Origin of the sequence: Agrococcus sp. Marseille-Q4369, from assembly GCF_018308945.1 — a bacterium.
Taxonomy (GTDB): domain Bacteria; phylum Actinomycetota; class Actinomycetes; order Actinomycetales; family Microbacteriaceae; genus Agrococcus.
Genome location: NZ_CP070501.1, coordinates 2709711 through 2726662 on the forward strand (window position 1 = coordinate 2709711; position 16952 = coordinate 2726662).

At 73.2% G+C, this 16952-nt stretch carries 17 protein-coding genes; 11 read left to right on the forward strand and 6 right to left on the reverse strand.

What is annotated here, in order from left to right; all coding sequences use genetic code 11:
- Positions 1–89 precede the first annotated feature (89 nt).
- The 7 genes from typA (at position 90) to JSQ78_RS13620 (ending at position 8110) form a co-directional block, all read left to right on the forward strand.
- Complete coding sequence (typA, locus tag JSQ78_RS13590) at positions 90–1994, forward strand: translational GTPase TypA (protein WP_211448330.1); 1905 nt, start codon at positions 90–92, stop codon at positions 1992–1994.
- A gap of 107 nt (positions 1995–2101) precedes the next feature.
- A complete protein-coding gene (msuE, locus tag JSQ78_RS13595; protein ID WP_211448332.1) occupies positions 2102–2674 on the forward strand; it encodes an FMN reductase in 573 nt (190 codons plus the stop codon).
- Between the two features lie 70 nt (positions 2675–2744).
- Entirely contained in the window at positions 2745–3851 is a 1107-nt protein-coding gene (locus JSQ78_RS13600; RefSeq protein ID WP_211448334.1) for a PIG-L family deacetylase, read from the forward strand.
- Positions 3848–4168, forward strand: a complete 321-nt coding sequence (gene fdxA, locus JSQ78_RS13605; RefSeq protein ID WP_021010148.1) for a ferredoxin — start codon at positions 3848–3850, stop codon at positions 4166–4168. Before JSQ78_RS13600 ends, fdxA begins: the two co-directional genes overlap by 4 nt.
- An 8-nt stretch (positions 4169–4176) precedes the next feature.
- Entirely contained in the window at positions 4177–5250 is a 1074-nt protein-coding gene (gene dapC / locus JSQ78_RS13610) for a succinyldiaminopimelate transaminase (RefSeq protein WP_211448336.1), read from the forward strand.
- Between the two features lie 148 nt (positions 5251–5398).
- On the forward strand, positions 5399–6616 hold the full coding sequence (locus JSQ78_RS13615) for a citrate synthase (RefSeq protein WP_502756155.1): 1218 nt from the start codon (positions 5399–5401) through the stop codon (positions 6614–6616).
- Positions 6617–6658: 42 nt separating this feature from the next.
- Positions 6659–8110, forward strand: coding sequence for an NCS2 family permease (locus JSQ78_RS13620; RefSeq protein WP_211448340.1), 1452 nt, complete (start codon positions 6659–6661; stop codon positions 8108–8110).
- 17 nt (positions 8111–8127) lie between these two features.
- Here JSQ78_RS13620 and JSQ78_RS13625 read toward each other — a convergent pair whose 3' ends face one another.
- From JSQ78_RS13625 to dapD, 3 genes are all read right to left on the reverse strand, one after another.
- Positions 8128–9729, reverse strand: a complete 1602-nt coding sequence (locus tag JSQ78_RS13625) for a hypothetical protein (RefSeq protein WP_211448341.1) — start codon at positions 9727–9729, stop codon at positions 8128–8130.
- Positions 9711–10502 carry an ABC transporter ATP-binding protein gene (locus tag JSQ78_RS13630; protein WP_211448343.1) on the reverse strand — a complete coding sequence of 264 codons (792 nt, stop codon included), beginning with the start codon at positions 10500–10502 and terminating at the stop codon, positions 9711–9713. Before JSQ78_RS13630 ends, JSQ78_RS13625 begins: the two co-directional genes overlap by 19 nt.
- A gap of 99 nt (positions 10503–10601) precedes the next feature.
- Entirely contained in the window at positions 10602–11513 is a 912-nt protein-coding gene (gene dapD / locus JSQ78_RS13635) for a 2,3,4,5-tetrahydropyridine-2,6-dicarboxylate N-succinyltransferase (RefSeq protein WP_211448345.1), read from the reverse strand.
- 23 nt (positions 11514–11536) lie between these two features.
- On the opposite strand from dapD, the gene dapE reads away from it, so the two are divergent.
- The 3 genes from dapE (at position 11537) to JSQ78_RS13650 (ending at position 14066) form a co-directional block, all read left to right on the forward strand.
- On the forward strand, positions 11537–12619 hold the full coding sequence (gene dapE / locus JSQ78_RS13640) for a succinyl-diaminopimelate desuccinylase (protein WP_211448347.1): 1083 nt from the start codon (positions 11537–11539) through the stop codon (positions 12617–12619).
- Positions 12601–13782 carry a putative hexosyltransferase gene (locus tag JSQ78_RS13645; RefSeq protein WP_211448350.1) on the forward strand — a complete coding sequence of 394 codons (1182 nt, stop codon included), beginning with the start codon at positions 12601–12603 and terminating at the stop codon, positions 13780–13782. The genes dapE and JSQ78_RS13645 overlap by 19 nt, the downstream gene beginning before the upstream one ends.
- A gap of 110 nt (positions 13783–13892) precedes the next feature.
- Positions 13893–14066, forward strand: coding sequence for a DUF3117 domain-containing protein (locus tag JSQ78_RS13650; protein ID WP_211448352.1), 174 nt, complete (start codon positions 13893–13895; stop codon positions 14064–14066).
- Between the two features lie 74 nt (positions 14067–14140).
- On the opposite strand, the gene JSQ78_RS13655 is transcribed toward JSQ78_RS13650, so the two are convergent.
- Positions 14141–14785: an O-methyltransferase gene (locus JSQ78_RS13655; RefSeq protein WP_211448354.1), complete on the reverse strand. Its 645-nt coding sequence runs from the start codon at positions 14783–14785 to the stop codon at positions 14141–14143.
- An 82-nt stretch (positions 14786–14867) separates the two neighbouring features.
- Between JSQ78_RS13655 and JSQ78_RS13660 the strand changes: the two genes are divergently transcribed.
- Positions 14868–15242: a twin-arginine translocase TatA/TatE family subunit gene (locus JSQ78_RS13660; RefSeq protein WP_211448356.1), complete on the forward strand. Its 375-nt coding sequence runs from the start codon at positions 14868–14870 to the stop codon at positions 15240–15242.
- A gap of 149 nt (positions 15243–15391) precedes the next feature.
- Here JSQ78_RS13660 and JSQ78_RS13665 read toward each other — a convergent pair whose 3' ends face one another.
- Complete coding sequence (locus JSQ78_RS13665) at positions 15392–16474, reverse strand: Mrp/NBP35 family ATP-binding protein (RefSeq protein ID WP_211448359.1); 1083 nt, start codon at positions 16472–16474, stop codon at positions 15392–15394.
- Positions 16471–16917: a DUF1003 domain-containing protein gene (locus tag JSQ78_RS13670; protein WP_211450661.1), complete on the reverse strand. Its 447-nt coding sequence runs from the start codon at positions 16915–16917 to the stop codon at positions 16471–16473. Before JSQ78_RS13670 ends, JSQ78_RS13665 begins: the two co-directional genes overlap by 4 nt.
- Positions 16918–16952 lie beyond the last annotated feature (35 nt).

Here is a 16952-nt window from a genome sequence, read left to right on the forward strand (position 1 = left end):
CGCTCGACGAGGAACGGCCGCGACCGCCCGCTAGACTGGGCGGCCGCGGCCGTTCGTCGCGCACTCCAGACACACCGGAAGGCACCTGCATGCCGATCGCCGCGCGATCAGACCTCCGCAACGTGGCGATCGTCGCCCACGTCGACCACGGAAAGACCACCCTCGTCGACGCGATGCTCACGCAGACCGGCTCGTTCGGCGCCCACGACACGCATGACGAGCGTGCGATGGACTCGAATGAGCTCGAGCGCGAGAAGGGCATCACGATCCTCGCGAAGAACACCGCGATCCGCTACGCCGGCGCGCACGCCGCCGACGGGCCGGTGACGATCAACGTCATCGACACCCCGGGCCACGCCGACTTCGGCGGTGAGGTCGAGCGCGGGCTCTCCATGGTCGACGGCGTCGTGCTCCTCGTCGACGCCTCCGAGGGCCCGCTGCCGCAGACGCGCTTCGTGCTGCGCAAGGCGCTCGAGGCGAAGCTGCCGGTCATCCTGCTCGTCAACAAGACCGACCGCTCCGACGCGCGCATCGACGCGGTCGTGGGGGAGAGCCAGGACCTGCTGCTCGGCCTCGCGTCCGACCTCGCGGACGACGTGCCCGACCTCGACCTCGACGCGGTGCTCGACGTGCCCGTCGTCTACGCGTCCGGCAAGGCGGGCCGCGCGTCGACCGTCAAGCCCGCGAACGGCGAGCTGCCGGGCAGCGAGGACCTCGAGCCGCTGTTCGAGGCGATCCTGCAGCACATCCCGGCGCCGACGTACGACGACGAGGCACCGCTGCAGGCGCACGTGACGAACCTCGACGCATCCCCCTTCCTCGGCCGCATCGCGCTGCTGCGCGTCAAGGCGGGAACGATCCGCAAGGGCCAGACGGTCGCGTGGGTGCGCCACGACGGCGAGGTCTCGAACGTGCGCATCACCGAGCTGCTCGAGACGAAGGCGCTCGACCGCGTGCCGACCGAGAGCGCGGGCCCCGGCGACATCGTCGCGGTCGCGGGCATCCCCGAGATCACGATCGGCGAGACGCTCGCCGACCCCGACGACGTGCGGCCGCTCCCGGCGATCACCGTCGACGAGCCCGCGATCTCGATGACGATCGGCACGAACACGTCGCCGCTCGCCGGCAAGGTCAAGGGCGCGAAGCTCACCGCCCGCATGGTGAAGGACCGCCTCGACCGCGAGCTCATCGGCAACGTGTCGCTGCGGGTCGTCGACATCGGACGCCCGGACGCGTGGGAGGTGCAGGGCCGCGGCGAGCTCGCGCTCGCCATCCTCGTCGAGCAGATGCGCCGCGAGGGCTACGAGCTCACGGTCGGCAAGCCGCAGGTCGTCACGAAGAAGATCGACGGCGTGCTGCATGAGCCCTTCGAGCACCTGACGATCGACGTGCCCGAGGAGCACCTCGGCGCCGTGACCCAGCTGCTCGCGAGCCGCAAGGGCATCATGGACGGGATGACGAACCACGGCACCGGCTGGGTGCGCATGGAGTTCGTCGTGCCGAGCCGCGGCCTCATCGGCTTCCGCACCGAGTTCATGACCATCACTCGCGGCACGGGCATCGCGAACGCGATCTCGCACGGCTGGCAGCCGTGGGCGGGCGCGATCACGACCCGCAACAACGGCGCGCTCGTCGCCGACCGCTCGGGCTCGGCGACGCCGAACGCGATCATGGCGCTCCAGGAGCGCGGCACGTTCTTCATCAAGCCCGGCGACGACGTCTACGAGGGCATGGTCGTGGGCGAGAACTCGCGCGCCGACGACATGGACGTCAACATCACCAAGGAGAAGAAGCTCAACAACATCCGGTCGTCGACCGGTGAGGAGCTCGAGCGCCTGACGCCGCCGCGGCAGCTCTCGCTCGAGGAGAGCCTCGAGTGGGCACGCGACGACGAGTGCGTCGAGGTGACGCCGCAGCACGTGCGCATCCGCAAGGTCACGCTCGACGCGACGACCCGCGGCCGCGAGGCGTCGCGCCTCAAGAAGCAGGGCTGACCGAGCCTCGAGCGGACCCCTCCTGCCCCCCGGGTGGGAGGGGTCCCGCTGCGTCACCGAGCGTCACACTCGGGCGTCGCGCGAGCCCGCGCACCTAGCGTTGCCGCATGACGCATCCCGATCGACTCCGCATCGTCGCCGTGAGCGGCAGCCTGTACCGGCCCTCGTCGACGACCGCGCTCGTCGCGGCGCTCGCCGACGCGGTCGCTCGGCGGCAGGGCGCCGAGATCGAGGTCATCGAGCTCGCCGAGGTGGGACCCTCGCTCGCGGGAGTGCTCGACCGCGCCGCGCTGCCGGCGTCCGCCGAGCGGGCGATCCGGGCGATCGAGGGCGCCGACCTGCTGATCGCGGGCAGCCCCGTCTACCGCGCGAGCTTCACCGGGCTCTTCAAGCACCTCTTCGACTTCGTCGACCAGCGGGCGCTCACCGACGTGCCCGTGCTGCTCGCCGCGACCGGCGGCTCGCCCCGGCACGCGCTCACGATCGAGCACCAGCTGCGGCCGCTGTTCGCCTTCTTCCAGGCGCTCACGCTGCCCGTGGGCGTGTACGCCGCGAGCGAGGACTTCGCGCACGGGCGCGTGCGCTGCCCCGCCGTGCTCGAGCGCATCGAGGCGGCGGCCGACCGCGCGCTGCCCTATCTCGGCAGGGTTCCCGCGCCCGTGCGACCGGCGACGTCCTAGCCGCGGCGCGAGCGCCGGCCGGGGAGCGCGCTGGCCGGGAGGGCGCCGGCGAAGTGCTTGGATGGACGGAATGGACCCCCGCCTCGAGCGCGTGCTCTTCGTGCACGCGCATCCCGATGACGAGACGCTCTCGACCGGCGCCGCGATCGCCACCGTCGCCGCGGGCGGCGGCACCTCGATCGTCGCGACCTTCACGCTCGGCGAGCGGGGCGAGTCGCGCCCCGACAGCCGCGCAGAGGTCGAGGAGGTGGGTGTCGGCGAGGTGCGCAGGCGCGAGCTCGAGCAGGCGCTGCGCGCCCTCGGCGCCCGCGGCCGCCGCATCCACGGCTGGGACGACTCGGGCATGTCGTGGCTCGCGACCGGCCGCGCGACTGCCGCGCCCGACGCGCCCGAGACGGCGATGAGCCGCGCCGACCTCGACGACCTCGCGGATGCCCTCGGCGCCGTCATCGAGGAGGTCGATCCGACGGCGATCGTCACGTACGACGCCGATGGCGGCTACGGCCACCCCGACCACGTCGCCGCGCACCGCGCATCCGTCATCGCCGCGCGCCGGTACGACCTGCCGCTCTACGTGCGCACCGACCGCCCGGCCGACGTCGCCTTCGAGCTCGCGCCGGTGCGCGATCGCGTCGCCGAGGCGCTCGCCGCGCACCGCTCGCAGCTCGTGCTCATCGACGACGAGGTCGAGCACGTCGGCGGCCAGCGCCGCCCGCTCGACGCGGTCGAGCACTACCGGCTCATCGAGACGCGACCCGAGCGCCGCACGCGCTGGAGCCTGCGCGTCGCCGGCTTCCTCGCGGGCGTCGTCGTCGGCGTCGTCGGCACCTTCTCGCACCAGCAGGTGCCGTTCGGCATCGTGCTCTCGCTGCTCGCGGCAGTCGGGCTCATCGCGGGCGTGCGCGCCGCCTCGGGCTCGCGGCAGCTGACCATCGCGACCGTCGTCGGGCTCGTCGGCGTCGTCGCGCTCGTCGCGATCGACCCGCTCGGCCGCGGCGCGTGGGGCACGGAGCGGGCGCTCATCCCCGCGAACCTCGCCGGCTGGCTGTGGACGCTCGTGCCGGCGGCCGCGTCGTTCGTCGCGCTCGCGTGGCCTGACGCGGAGGCGATGCGGCGGATTAGGATGGCTGGACGGGCGCAGCCCGATCGGTCGTCGACGGAAGGGGAACAGCCATGACCTACGTGATCGCGCTCCCGTGCGTCGACGTCAAGGACCGCGCGTGCGTCGACGAGTGCCCCGTCGACTGCATCTACGAGGGGGAGCGGATGCTCTACATCCACCCCGACGAGTGCGTCGACTGCGGCGCGTGCGAGCCCGTGTGCCCGGTCGAGGCGATCTTCTACGAGGACGACACGCCGGAGGAGTGGGCCGAGTACTACGAGGCCAACGTGCACTTCTTCGACGAGATCGGCTCGCCCGGCGGTGCCGCGAAGGTCGGCGTCATCAAGCACGACCACCCGATCGTCGCCGCCCTGCCGCCCCAGAGCGTCTGACGCGTCGGATGCGGCTGCCCGAGTTCCCCTGGGACACGCTCGCCGGCGCGAAGGCGATCGCCGCCGCGCACCCGCGCGGCCTCGTCGACCTGAGCGTCGGCTCGCCCGTCGACCCCACGCCCGAGCTGCTGCAGCGCGCGCTCCGCGAGGCGACCGACGCGCACGGCTACCCGACGAACTGGGGCACGCCCGAGGTGCGCCGAGCGATCGTCGAGTGGTTCGAGCGGGTCCGCGGCGTGCCGGGCCTCGCCGAGGAGGGCGTGCTCGTCACCGTCGGCTCGAAGGAGCTCGTCGCGGGCCTGCCGCAGCAGCTCGGCCTCGGCGCCGGCGACGCGGTCGTGCACCCGCGCGTCGCCTACCCGACCTACGACATCGGCGCGCGGATGGCGGGCTCGACGCCCGTGCCCGCCGACGACCCCGACGACTGGCCCGCCGAGACGCGGCTCGTATGGGTCAACTCGCCGTCGAACCCGACCGGAGCGGTGCTCGGCACCGATGCGCTTCGGCGCATCGTGGTCGCCGCTCGCGAGCGGGGGATCGTGGTCGCGAGCGACGAGTGCTACGCGCGGCTCCCGTGGGAGGTCGACGAGGCGCCCTCGATCCTCGACCCGCGCGTCACGGGCGGCGACCTCACGGGCCTGCTCGCGGTCTACTCGCTCAGCAAGCAGTCGAACCTCGCGGGCTACCGCGCCGCGTTCGTCGCGGGCGACGTGCCGCTCGTGCAGCGCGTGCTCGCGGTGCGGAAGCACCTCGGCCTCATGGCGCCGACCCCCGTGCAGCACGCGCTCGCCGTCGCGCTCGGTGACGAGGCCCACGTCGACGAGCAGCGCGAGCGCTACCGCGCCCGCCGCGCACAGCTGCTGCCGGCGCTCGAGGCGCACGGCTTCGACGTCGCCTCCGAGGCGGGGCTCTACCTCTGGGCCACGGACGGGACGGATGCGCTCGCCCAGGTCGACGCGCTCGCGCGGCTCGGGATCCTGGTGGCGCCGGGCACCTTCTACGGCGACCCGAGCCGCGTGCGGCTCGCGCTCACCGCGCCCGACGAGCGCATCGCCGAGGCCGCGGCGCGGCTGCGCGGCTGAGGCTCCGCACCGAGGAGGGGCACGGCTCCGCGCCGGGTAGGCTGTCATGGTGACTGAGAACGCCGCGCTCGATCCTGCCCGCTCCGCGGACGCATCCGCACCGCGCACCGTGACGCTGCAGCACGCCGGCGGCACGACGCCGCTCGAGGTGCTCGAGGCCTCCGACGGCCGCTCGGCGATCGACGTCGCGAAGCTCACGAAGGAGACGGGCCTCACGGCGCTCGACTACGGCTTCGTCAACACCGCCGCGACCCGCTCGTCGATCACCTACATCGACGGCGACGAGGGCATCCTGCGCTACCGCGGCTACCCGATCGAGGAGCTTGCGGAGCAGAAGACGTTCCTCGACGTCGCGCACCTGCTCATCTACGGCGAGCTGCCGACCGAGGACGAGCTCGCGAGCTTCGACCACAGCGTGCGCCGCCACACGCTGCTGCACGAGGATCTGCGGCGCTTCTTCGACGCGCTGCCGCGCGACGCGCACCCGATGAGCGCGCTCTCGAGCGCCGTCTCGGCACTCTCGACGTACTACGAGGCCGACCACGACCCGCGCGACCCGGCCAAGGTCGACAAGCAGACCATCCGCCTGCTCGCGAAGATGCCGGTCATCGCCGCCTACGCGCACAAGAAGTCGATCGGGCAGGCGTTCCTCTACCCCGACAACTCGATGAGCTTCGTCGAGAACTACCTCAAGCTCAACTTCGGCATCCAGGCCGAGCCCTACGTGCAGAACCCGGTGATGGTGCGCGCGCTCGAGCGGCTCCTCATCCTGCACGCCGACCACGAGCAGAACGCGTCGACGTCGACCGTGCGACTCGTGGGATCGACGGAGGCGAACCTGTTCGCGTCCGTCTCGGCAGGCATCCACGCCCTCTCCGGTCCGCTGCACGGCGGCGCGAACGAGGCGGTGCTGCAGATGCTGCGCGGCATCCGCGACTCGGGCGAGGGCGTCGAGCGCTTCGTCGAGCGCGTCAAGCGCAAGGAGCAGGGCGTCAAGCTCATGGGCTTCGGGCACCGCGTCTACAAGAACTACGACCCGCGCGCGAAGCTCGTGAAGCAGTCGGCCGAGGAGGTGCTCGCCCAGCTCGGCGTGCGCGACCCGCTGCTCGACATCGCGCAGGAGCTCGAGCAGGTCGCGCTCGCCGACGACTACTTCAAGGAGCGCAAGCTCTACCCGAACGTCGACTTCTACACCGGCGTCATCTACAAGGCGATGGGCTTCCCCGAGCGCATGTTCACGGTGCTGTTCGCGATCGGACGGCTGCCCGGCTGGATCGCCCACTGGCGCGAGATGATGCTCGACCCGCAGACGAAGATCGGGCGCCCGCAGCAGCTCTACGTCGGCCCCGTCGAGCGCCACATCTAGACCCCGACCCCGCCGCCTGCGCGGCACGAGCACGGAGCTCCCATGACCAGCACCACGCAGGCGTCGCCCAAGGGCGCGCTCGACCGATTCTTCAAGATCTCCGAGCGCGGCTCGAGCGTCGCGCAAGAGCTGCGCGGCGGCCTCGTGACGTTCTTCGCGATGGCCTACATCATCGTGCTGAACCCGCTCATCATCGGCGGCTTCGCGCCGGAGCAGGCCGCGACCGACGTCGAGGGCGGATGGCTCCCCAACGGCCAGGTGGCGGCGGTCACGGCGCTCGTCGGCGGGCTCATGACGCTCGCGATGGGGCTCATCGCGAACGTGCCGTTCGGCCTCGCCGCGGGTCTCGGCATCAACTCGTTCCTCGCGTTCGGCCTCGTCGGCGAGCTCACGTGGCCCGAGGCCATGGGCCTCGTGCTCATCAACGGCCTCATCATCGTCGTGCTCGCCGCGACGGGGCTGCGGCGGATGATCTTCGACGCCGTGCCTGCGCCGCTCAAGAGCGCGATCGCGGTCGGCATCGGCCTCTTCATCGCCTTCATCGGCTTCGTCGACTCGGGCTTCGTGCGCTCGACCGGTGCGGCGTCGCCGCCCGTCGAGCTCGGCGACGGCGGCTCGGTCACGTCGCTGCCGACCGCGACCTTCGTCATCGGCGTCGTGCTCATGGGCATCCTGCTCGCCCGGCGCGTCAAGGGCGCGCTGCTCATCGGCATCGTCGCGACGACCGCGATCGCGATCGTGCTCGAGTCGATCTTCCGCGTCGGCCCCTCGCTCGGCGCGAACCCGGACGCGTGGAACCTCAACGCGCCCGCGCTGCCGACGAGCATCGTCGCGCTGCCCGACCTCTCGCTCATCGGCCAGGTCTCGTTCGGCTCGTTCGAGCGCATCGGGCTGCTCGCGACGACGATGTTCATCTTCACGCTCGTGTTCATGAACTTCTTCGACGCGATGGGCACCATGACGGGGCTCGCGCGCCAAGCGGGCATCGCGACGCCCGACGGCCAGTTCCCGGGCCTCAAGCGCGCGCTCATCGTCGAGGGCTTCGGCGCCGTCGCGGGCGGCGGGGCGAGCGCCTCCTCCAACACCGTCTTCGTCGACTCGGCCGCGGGCGTCGGCGAGGGCGCCCGCACGGGGCTCGCGTCGGTCGTCACGGGGCTGCTCTTCCTCGCCGCGATGTTCCTCACGCCGCTCACGCAGATCGTGCCGCTCGAGGTCGCCGCGGCGACGCTCGTCGTCGTCGGTGCGATGATGATGAGCCAGATCACCGACATCGACTTCACCGACTTCCGAGTGGCGCTGCCGGCGTTCCTGACGATCGTCGTGATGCCGCTCACCTACAACATCGCGAACGGCATCGGCGTCGGCTTCATCGCCTGGGTGCTCATCAACGCCGTCTCGGGCCGCGTGAAGCAGATCTCGCCGCTGCTCTGGATCGTCGCGGCGCTCTTCGTCGTCTTCTTCGTGCGCGGCCCGCTGCAGGCGCTCATCGGCTGACCAGCGGGGGAGCGCGCTCAGCGCTCCTTCGCCACGTGCGCGAGCACCTCGGGGCCGCGTCGGTCGAGCGTCGCGCCGCCGACCCGGATCCCGAACCACGCGCCGAGGGCGCCGACGACGAGCCCTGCCGCGAGGCTGAGCCAGCCGAGCCACGGGATCCAGATCGCCGCGATCGCGAGCCCGATCGCTGGCGCGCCGATCGTGCCGAGCACGGGGAGCGTGAGCGCGAGCCCCGCGAGCGACTGCACGCCGCCGGAGGAGCCGCGGCCGAGCGGGTTCGCGCCTGGCGCGGGCGCCTCGCCCGGCAGCAGGGCGCCGAGCCACAGCAGCACGCCCGCGACGAGCAGGAAGGTGCCGACGCTCGCGCCGACGCTCCCGGGCAGCAGCTCCCAGCGCCCGCTCGCCCAGGTCGCGAGCACGGCGGTGACGACGAGCGCGGGCAGGTAGACGATCGAGATGCCGAGCAGCCTCCCGGCGCGATCCGCGGCGCCGCGCACACCGGTGAGCAGGTGCCAGGCGAAGCCGCTGTTGTCGTAGGCGACGTCGATCTGCACGATCGCGGCCGCGACGATCGCCATGAGCAGCGGCAGGAACGCGAGGCCGTCGGCGGGGATGCCGTCGCCCTGCACCTCGACCCGCACGAGCCCCGCGAGGTGCACGCCGCCGATGATGACGGGGATCATGAGGGTCGCGATGACGTTCATGAGGTGCCGCACGTCGCGGCGGCGGTAGCGGATGCTGCGCGCGGCGATCGCACCGGTCGGGGTCGCGGGCAGCAGCCGGTCGAGCACGCGGCCCTCGCGCACGCGGCCGCCGCCGCGCAGCACGATCGGGTTCGTGAGCCGCTCGCCGAGCAGGCGACCCCAGCCCCACCACGCGAGCGCGATCGTCGCGAGGGCGATCGCGAGTTTCGCGGCCGACTCGAGCCACGCCCCCTCGGCGACGGCGCGCGGGAGGTCGAACGCGGCGCCGAGCGGGGTCCACGCGAGCACGGAGACGGCCGTGCGGATCGCGCCGGGGACGTCGGCGAGCGCCCCGAGCCCGCTCGCGAAGAGCTGGATGCCGAACGCGGCGAACAGGATCACGAGCAGCAGCAGGATCGCCATCGCGTCGCGGGCGCGCTTGCTCGCGAGCTGGCGCGCGAGCAGGTCGGCGCTCGCGCGCGCGAGCAGCAGCACCGTCGCGACGCCGATCGGGAGCGCGAGCACGGCCGCGACGAGCGCGACGGGGGAGGTGGACCAGACGATGAGCCACAGCGCGAGCGCGAGCGCCGCGACGACGCTCCAGGGCTCGAGCACCTGCGCGGCGAGCAGGCCGGCGCGCAGCTGCCGCGCGCGCAGCGGCAGGAGGCTGAAGCGCTCGGGCGCGAGCGGGTCGCTCGTGCCGACGAGCACGGCGATCGCGGTGAGCACGACGATGAGCGCCGCGCCGCCGAGCACGGCGAGCGATGCGCCGACCTCGGGCGCGAGCGCGCGCACGGCGATCGCGGCGAGCGCGGTGCCGCCGAGCAGCGACAGCCCGCCGAGCACGCTCATGACGAGCGCGACGATCGCCCACGGGCTCTGCTTGAGGGTGCCGAGCAGCAGCCGGAACCGGAGCGCTACGAAGTGCGCAGCCATGCGAGCGACTCGCCTCCTTGCGCCTGCTGGCCGACCATCTGCACGAAGCGCTCCTGCAGGCTCGCGCCCGCGCGCACCTCGTCGAGCGTCCCGGCGGCGATGAGCCGGCCGTCGGCCACGACCGCGACCCGGTCGCACAGCGACTCGACGAGCTCCATTACGTGGCTCGAGAGCACGACGGTGCCGCCGGAGGCGACGAAGCCGCGCAGGATCGCGCGGATCGCCTCGCCCGAGACGGGGTCGACGGCCTCGAAGGGCTCGTCGAGCACGAGCAGTCGAGGCGCGTGGATGAGCGCGCTCGCGAGCGCGATCTTCTTGCGCATGCCGGCGGAGTAGTCGGCGACGAGCGTGCCGCCCGTGTCGGCGAGGCCGAGCGCCTCGAGCAGCGACGCGGAGCGGTGCGCGACCTCCTCCTCGGGCAGCGAGCGCAGCAGGCCGTTGTAGCGCAGCAGCTCGGCGCCCGTGAGGCGATCGAAGAGGTGGACGCCGTCGGGCAGCACGCCCATGCGCGCCTTCGCCGCGGCGGGATCGCGCCACACGTCGTGCCCGAGCACGGCCGCGGTGCCGTGGTCCGGGCGCAGCAGGCCCGTCGCCATCGAGAGCGTCGTCGTCTTGCCCGCGCCGTTGGGGCCGACGAGACCGAGCATCGAGCCCTGCGGCACGGTGAGCGTGAGCCCGTCGACGGCGATCTTCGGCCCGAAGCGCTTCGCGAGCTGCTCGAGGTGCAGGGCCGGCGGGGCGTGCTGGGCGTCGGACGGCGTCGGATGCGTCATGGTCGCAAGCCTCTCAGGTGCGGCCCGCCCTGCGCGTCCCTCGAGCGGCTGATCCTGCGGGTTCCCTCAGTCGGCGGAGCGGCGAGCTCGCGGCCGCGCTCAGTGCAGGGCTGCGTTGAGCTCGATGCCGCGGCCATCGCGCGCGACCGCCTCGACGGCGCCCGTGAGCGAGTTGCGGCGGAACAGCAGGTTCGGGCGGCCCGAGAGCTCGGAGGCCTTGACCGCCTCGCCGCCCGGCACGAGCGTCACCTTCGTGCCGGCGGTGACGTAGAGCCCGGCCTCGACGACGGAGTCGTCGCCGACCGAGATGCCGACGCCCGAGTTCGCGCCGAGCAGCACGCGCTCGCCGATCACGATCCGCGCCGTGCCGCCGCCCGAGAGCGTGCCCATGATCGAGGCGCCGCCGCCGACGTCGGTGCCGTCGCCGACGACGACGCCCTGCGAGATGCGGCCCTCGACCATCGAGGCGCCGAGCGTGCCGGCGTTGAAGTTCACGAAGCCCTCGTGCATGACGACGGTGCCGGGCGCGAGGTGCGCCCCGAGGCGGATGCGCGCGGCGTCGCCGATGCGGACGCCCGAGGGCACGACGTAGTCCGTCATGCGCGGGAACCGGTCGACGAGCTGCACCTGGATGCCGGCGCGCTGCAGCTCGACGCGGTGGCTCGCGGCCCACTCGGGGTCGACGGGGCCAGCGCTCGTCCACGCGACGATCGGGAGCGTGCCGAAGAGCCCGTCGAGGTCGATCGAGTTGGGCCGCACGAGCCGGTGGCTCAAGAGGTGCAGGCGGAGGTAGGCGTCCTCGACCGACGACGGCGACGCATCCAGGTCGATCTCCACGAGCCGCGGCTCGAGCTCGACGCCGCGCTCCGGCACGGGGCCCGCGTGGCGCGCGAGGCTCTCCGGCGCGGCGCTCCCGTCGGCGGCGCCGAGCGCCGGGGCGGGGAACCAGGCGTCGAGCGGCCGCCCCTCGAAGAGGGTGACGAGCGCGTGTCCGTGTGCGAGGCGGGCCATGCTCCAAGTCTAGGCTTGGCGCCATGGCCGCCCCCTCCCTCGACCTGACCGCGACGAGCCTCGACCTCACGCGGGCGCTGTGCGACATCGACTCCGTCTCGGGCAACGAGACGCCGCTCGCCGACGCGATCGAGGCGGCCGTGCGCGCGCACCCGCACCTCGACGTCACGCGCGTGGGCGACACCGTCGTCGCGCGCACCGAGCTCGGCCGAGAGCGCCGCGTCGTGATCGCCGGCCACATCGACACCGTGCCGGTCAACGGCAACCTGCCGACGCGCGACGCGGTCGTCGACGGCGAGCCGCACCTGTGGGGCCGCGGCACAGTCGACATGAAGGCGGGCGTCGCGGTGCAGCTCAAGCTCGCCGCCGAGCTCGTCGACCCGGCCGTCGACCTCACCTGGATCTGGTACGACCACGAGGAGGTCAGCGCCGAGCTCAACGGCCTGCGGCTGCTCGCCGCCGCCCGGCCCGAGCTCATGCAGGGCGACTTCGCGATCCTCGGCGAGCCCTCCAACGGCACGATCGAGGGCGGCTGCAACGGCACGCTGCGCGTCGAGGTGCGCACGCGCGGCGTGCGCGCGCACTCCGCGCGGGCGTGGGCGGGCCACAACGCCATCCACGACGCCGCCGAGGTGCTGCAGCGGCTGCGCGACAACCAGCCGGGCGAGGTCGAGGTCGACGGGCTCGCCTACCGCGAGGGGCTCAACGCCGTCATGATCTCGGGCGGCGTCGCGGGCAACGTCATCCCCGACGAGTGCGTCGTGGCGGTGAACTACCGCTTCGCGCCGTCGCGCTCGCTCGAGGAGGCGACCGCGCGGATGACGGAGCTCTTCGAGGGCTTCGAGGTCGAGGTCGTCGACGCGGCCGCGGGCGCGCGGCCCGGCCTCGACGCCCCGCTCGCGCAGGAGTTCATCGCCGCCGTGGGCGCCCTGCCCACCCCGAAGTACGGCTGGACCGACGTCGCGCGGTTCTCGAGCCTCGGCATCCCCGCCGTCAACTTCGGCCCGGGCGACCCGACGAAGGCGCACGCCGACGACGAGTCGGTGCCGGTCGCGCAGATCGAGCACGTCGAGCAGAGCCTCCGGGCGTGGCTCTCGCGCCGCTGACCGATCGGGCGCGCGTCGCCGAGCGCTGGTGGCTGTGGCCGCTCGCGCTCTGGGCCGTGTCGCGGCTCGTGTCGACCGCGTTCCTCGGTGCCTTCGCGGGCGTGCAGGAGCGCAGCCACTGGACGCCCGCGCAACCCGACCTGCTCGACTACTCGACGATGTGGGACGCCCACTGGTACTACATCGTCGCGGTCTCCGGCTATCCCGTCGAGCTCCCGCGGGGCGACGACGGCCACGTGGGCGAGAACGCCTGGGCCTTCATGCCCGTCTACCCCATGCTCGCCCGCGTGCTCATGCTGACGGGGCTGCCGTGGGAGGGTGCCGCGGTGCTGCTCTCGGTCGGCGCATCCGCCGCCTTCTCGCTCGTCGCCTACCGGCTCTTCCAGGACCTCGCGCCCGGCCGCGAGCGGTTCGCGCTCGCGCTCGTGCTGCTCTCGCCCGTCGCGCCCGTGCTGCAGCTCGGCTACGCCGAGTCGCTGTTCCTGCTGCTGCTCGCGGGTGCGCTGCTCGCGTGGCGGCGCCGCGCGTGGGAGTGGCTGTGGGTGCTCATCCCGATCATGTCGCTCACGCGCCCCGGTGGGCTCGCCTTCGCGCTCGCGCTCGGGCTGTGGTTCCTCGTGCGCTGGTCCCGCGATCGCGACGGCTTCCCGGCCGGGGAGCGGTGGATGCTCGTGGGGCTCGGGGCGTGGAGCGCGCTGTGGGGCTTCGGCTGGCTCATCGCGTGCACGATCGTGACGGGGAGCCTGGACTCCTACCTCGAGACGGAGCTCTCGTGGCGCTCCGCCTACATCGGCAGGCAGGAGCTCGTGCCGTTCACGCCGTGGCCGATCGGGCTCGAGTGGTGGTTCGGCGGGTGGTGGCCCGTGTGGCTCGTCGGCATCGTCGGTGCAGCGGTGGCGCTGCTCGCCGGGCCGTGGGCGAGGGCCGTGGCGCTCGAGGGGCGCCTCTGGACGATCGCCTACTTCGCCTACCTCGCGGCGGTCTGGTTCCCGCAGTCGTCGACGTGGCGGCTGCTCATGCCCGCGTTCCCGGCCGCGCTCATCCTCGCGGCCGTCCGCCCGGCGTGGGCGCGCGGCCTCATGCTCGCCGCCTCGATCGCGCTGCAGCCGGTCTGGATCTGGTGCTGCTGGCACCACGTCGCGCCGGACTGGACGGTGCCCTAGCGGCGCGGTGCTCTACCACATCGCGTGGAGCGATGCTTGAGCGCGCCGAGAGTGAAACCTGTCACCTGGCCGTGAGAAGATGGTGGTACGAGAACCGAAGGGGGAGCCGTATGGCCGCCATGAAACCACGCACCGGAGATGGACCGCTCGAGGCCGTCAAGGAGGGCAGGCTCATCGTCGTCCGCGTGCCGCTCGAGGGCGGGGGTCGCCTGGTCGTCTCCGTGAACGACGAAGAGGCCGCGGCGCTGCACAAGGCGCTGGGTGAGGTCGTCGTCTCGGCGTGACGGCTGCGCGCTGCTGAAAGCACTCAGCGAGAGGGCCGATCCATAGGCGGGTCGGCCCTCTTCGCATCTCTGGGTCAGGCGGCGGCCGGCTCCGGTAGCCGCACGATCTGCAGCAGCCCGTCACCCACGGGCGACACCGCGGCGCGCACCGCATCGCTCGACGAGAGCGCCTTGAGCAGCGCGCGCAGGTCGGAGACCGCCTCGTCGCGCTGCGCGGGGTCGGCGACCTTGCCGCCGAGCAGCGCGTGGGCGACGAGCACCGAGCCGCCGACGCGCACGAGCGAGAGCGCGTGCTCGACGTACTCCATGAGCCCCGCCGGGTCGGCGTCGATGAGCACGATGTCGTAGCTCGCCTCGTTCATGCGGGGGAGCACGTCGCGCGCGCGGCCGGTGATGAGGCGCGCGCGGGTGACGGGGATGCCGGCCTGCGTGAACGCCGAGCGCGCGTGCTGCTGGTGGTCGAGCTCGGTGTCGATCGAGGTGAGCGTCGCACCCGGGGCGCCGCGCATCAGCCACAGGCCGCTCACGCCCGCGCCGGTGCCGACCTCGAGGATCGCGCTCGCTTGCGTCGAGGCGGCGATCGCGGCGAGCTGCGCGCCGACGGCGGGCGCGATGGGCGCGACGCCGAGCTCGACCGAGGCGTCTCGCGCCGCGGTGAGCACCTCGTCCTCGCTCGCGAGGTCGTCGAGGTACTTGGCGATGAGCGATGAAGTCTGCACGGTTCCTCCGCCCGTGAGCCTACCGACCGGGGCGCGTCCGCCGGCCGCAGGCTCGCCGATGCGGCTCGACTACCCTGGGAGGGTGTCCCTCGCAGGCATCACGCTCGACAAGCTGGTGATCATCGCCCTGCTCGCGGCCTTCCTCATCGGCCCCGAGCGGCTGCCCGTGCTCGCCGAGAAGCTCGGCGCGCTCGTGCGGGGGCTGCGCGACCTCGCGGGCGGCGCGAAGGAGCGGATGCGCGAGGAGATCGGGCCCGAGTTCGACGAGGTCGACTGGCAGAAGCTCGACCCGCGCCAGTACGATCCGCGGCGGATCGTGATGGACGCGCTCAAGGAGCCGGCGGCGGCGCCCCCGGAGGACTTCGCGAGCGCTGCGGCGAAGGCCTCGGTCGCGACCGTCTCGGGCCTCCCGCAGCGCCAGCGCGGCCCGATGCGCTTCGACGACGAGGCGACCTGACCCGCGCCTCCTGCCCGCAGAGTGCCGGCACTCTGCGCTTTCCGCGCCCCTCGAGCGCAGAGTGCCGGAACTCTGCGCTTTCCGCGCGCCCCTCGAGCGCAGAGTGTCGGCACTCTGCGCGACGGCTGCGCGGCCGCCGGGCGGATGCGTCAGGCGGGGGAGACGGGCAGGCCGCGGCCGGCGAGCGGGCGGGTGCCGCGCAGCGCCTCGGCGAGCGCGATGATCGCGGCCGCCGCGGGGTCGGTCGGCTCCGCCGCGACGACCGGCGCGCCGGCGTCGCCGCCCTCTCGGAGCGCGACGGAGAGCGGCACGCGCGCGAGCACGGGCACGCCGAGCCGGCGCGCCGCCTCATCGCCGCCGCCGGCGCCGAAGAGCTCGAGGATCGAGCCGTCGGGCTGCGCGAGCCCCGCCATGTTCTCGACCACCCCGAGCACGCGCTGCCCGGTCTGGCGCGCGACCTCGCCGGCGCGCTCGGCGACCTCGGCGGCGGCGCGCTGCGGCGTCGTCACGACGAGCACCTCGGCGTGCGGCAGCAGCTGCCCGAGGGAGATCGCGACGTCGCCCGTGCCGGGCGGCATGTCGATGAGCAGCACGTCGAGGTCGCCCCACCACACGTCGCTCAGGAACTGCGCGAGCGTGCGGTGCAGCATCGGACCGCGCCACGAGACGGAGCGGTTGCCCTCGACGAACATGCCGATCGAGATGAGCCGCACGCCGTGCGCCTCCGGCGGCATCATCATGTCGCCGACGCGCGTCGGCCGGTCGGCGGAGCCCAGCAGCGCCGGGATCGAGTAGCCGTGCACGTCGGCGTCGATCACGCCGACCGCGAGCCCGCGCGCGGCGAGCGCGACGGCGAGGTTCGCGGTGACGGTCGACTTGCCCACTCCGCCCTTGCCGCTCGCGACCGCGATGATGCGCGTGAGCGTGTCGGGGCCGAACTGCTGCGGGCGCGAGCCGCGCAGCCGCTCGACGAGCGCCTGCCTCGTCGCGGGCGACATGACGCCGACCTCGATCTCCACGCGCTCGACGCCCGCGACCGACGCCGCCGCCTGTCGCACATCCGCCTGGATCCGGTCGGCGGCCGGGCACGCCGCCACCGTGAGCTCGAGGCGGATGCGTGCCGTCCCGTCGTCGAGGGACGCGGCGGGGATCATGTCGAGCTCGACGAGCGGTCGCCGGATCTCGGGGTCGACGACCGTGCCGAGCGCGCGCTCGAGCCGGGGGTCGATCACTGCGCTCGGCGCTCGACGCCGCCCTGGCGCTCGTCGAGCTCGTCGACGAACGACTTGAGCTCCGCGCGGATGAACTCGCGCGTCGCCATGTCGCGCATCGCCATGCGCAGCGCCACGACCTCGCGCGCGAGGTACTCGGTGTCGTTGAGGTTGCGCTCGGCGCGCAAGCGGTCCTGCTCGATCTGCACGCGGTCGCGGTCGTCCTGCCGGTTCTGGGCGAGCAGCAGCAGCGGCGCGGCGTAGGAGGCCTGCAGGCTCAGCACGAGCGTGAGGAGCGGGAAGCCCTGGTCCTGCGGGTCGAACTGCGCCTCCGGCGGCATGATCGAGTTGTAGCCGAGCCAGAAGGTGACGAAGATCGTCATCCCGACGAGGAAGGCGGGCGTGCCCATCGCGCGCGCGAACGACTCGGTGAAGCGGCCGAAGCGGTCCTTCGACTCCGGCATCCGCAGCCAGCGGCGGCGCGCCTTCGGGCGCGCGA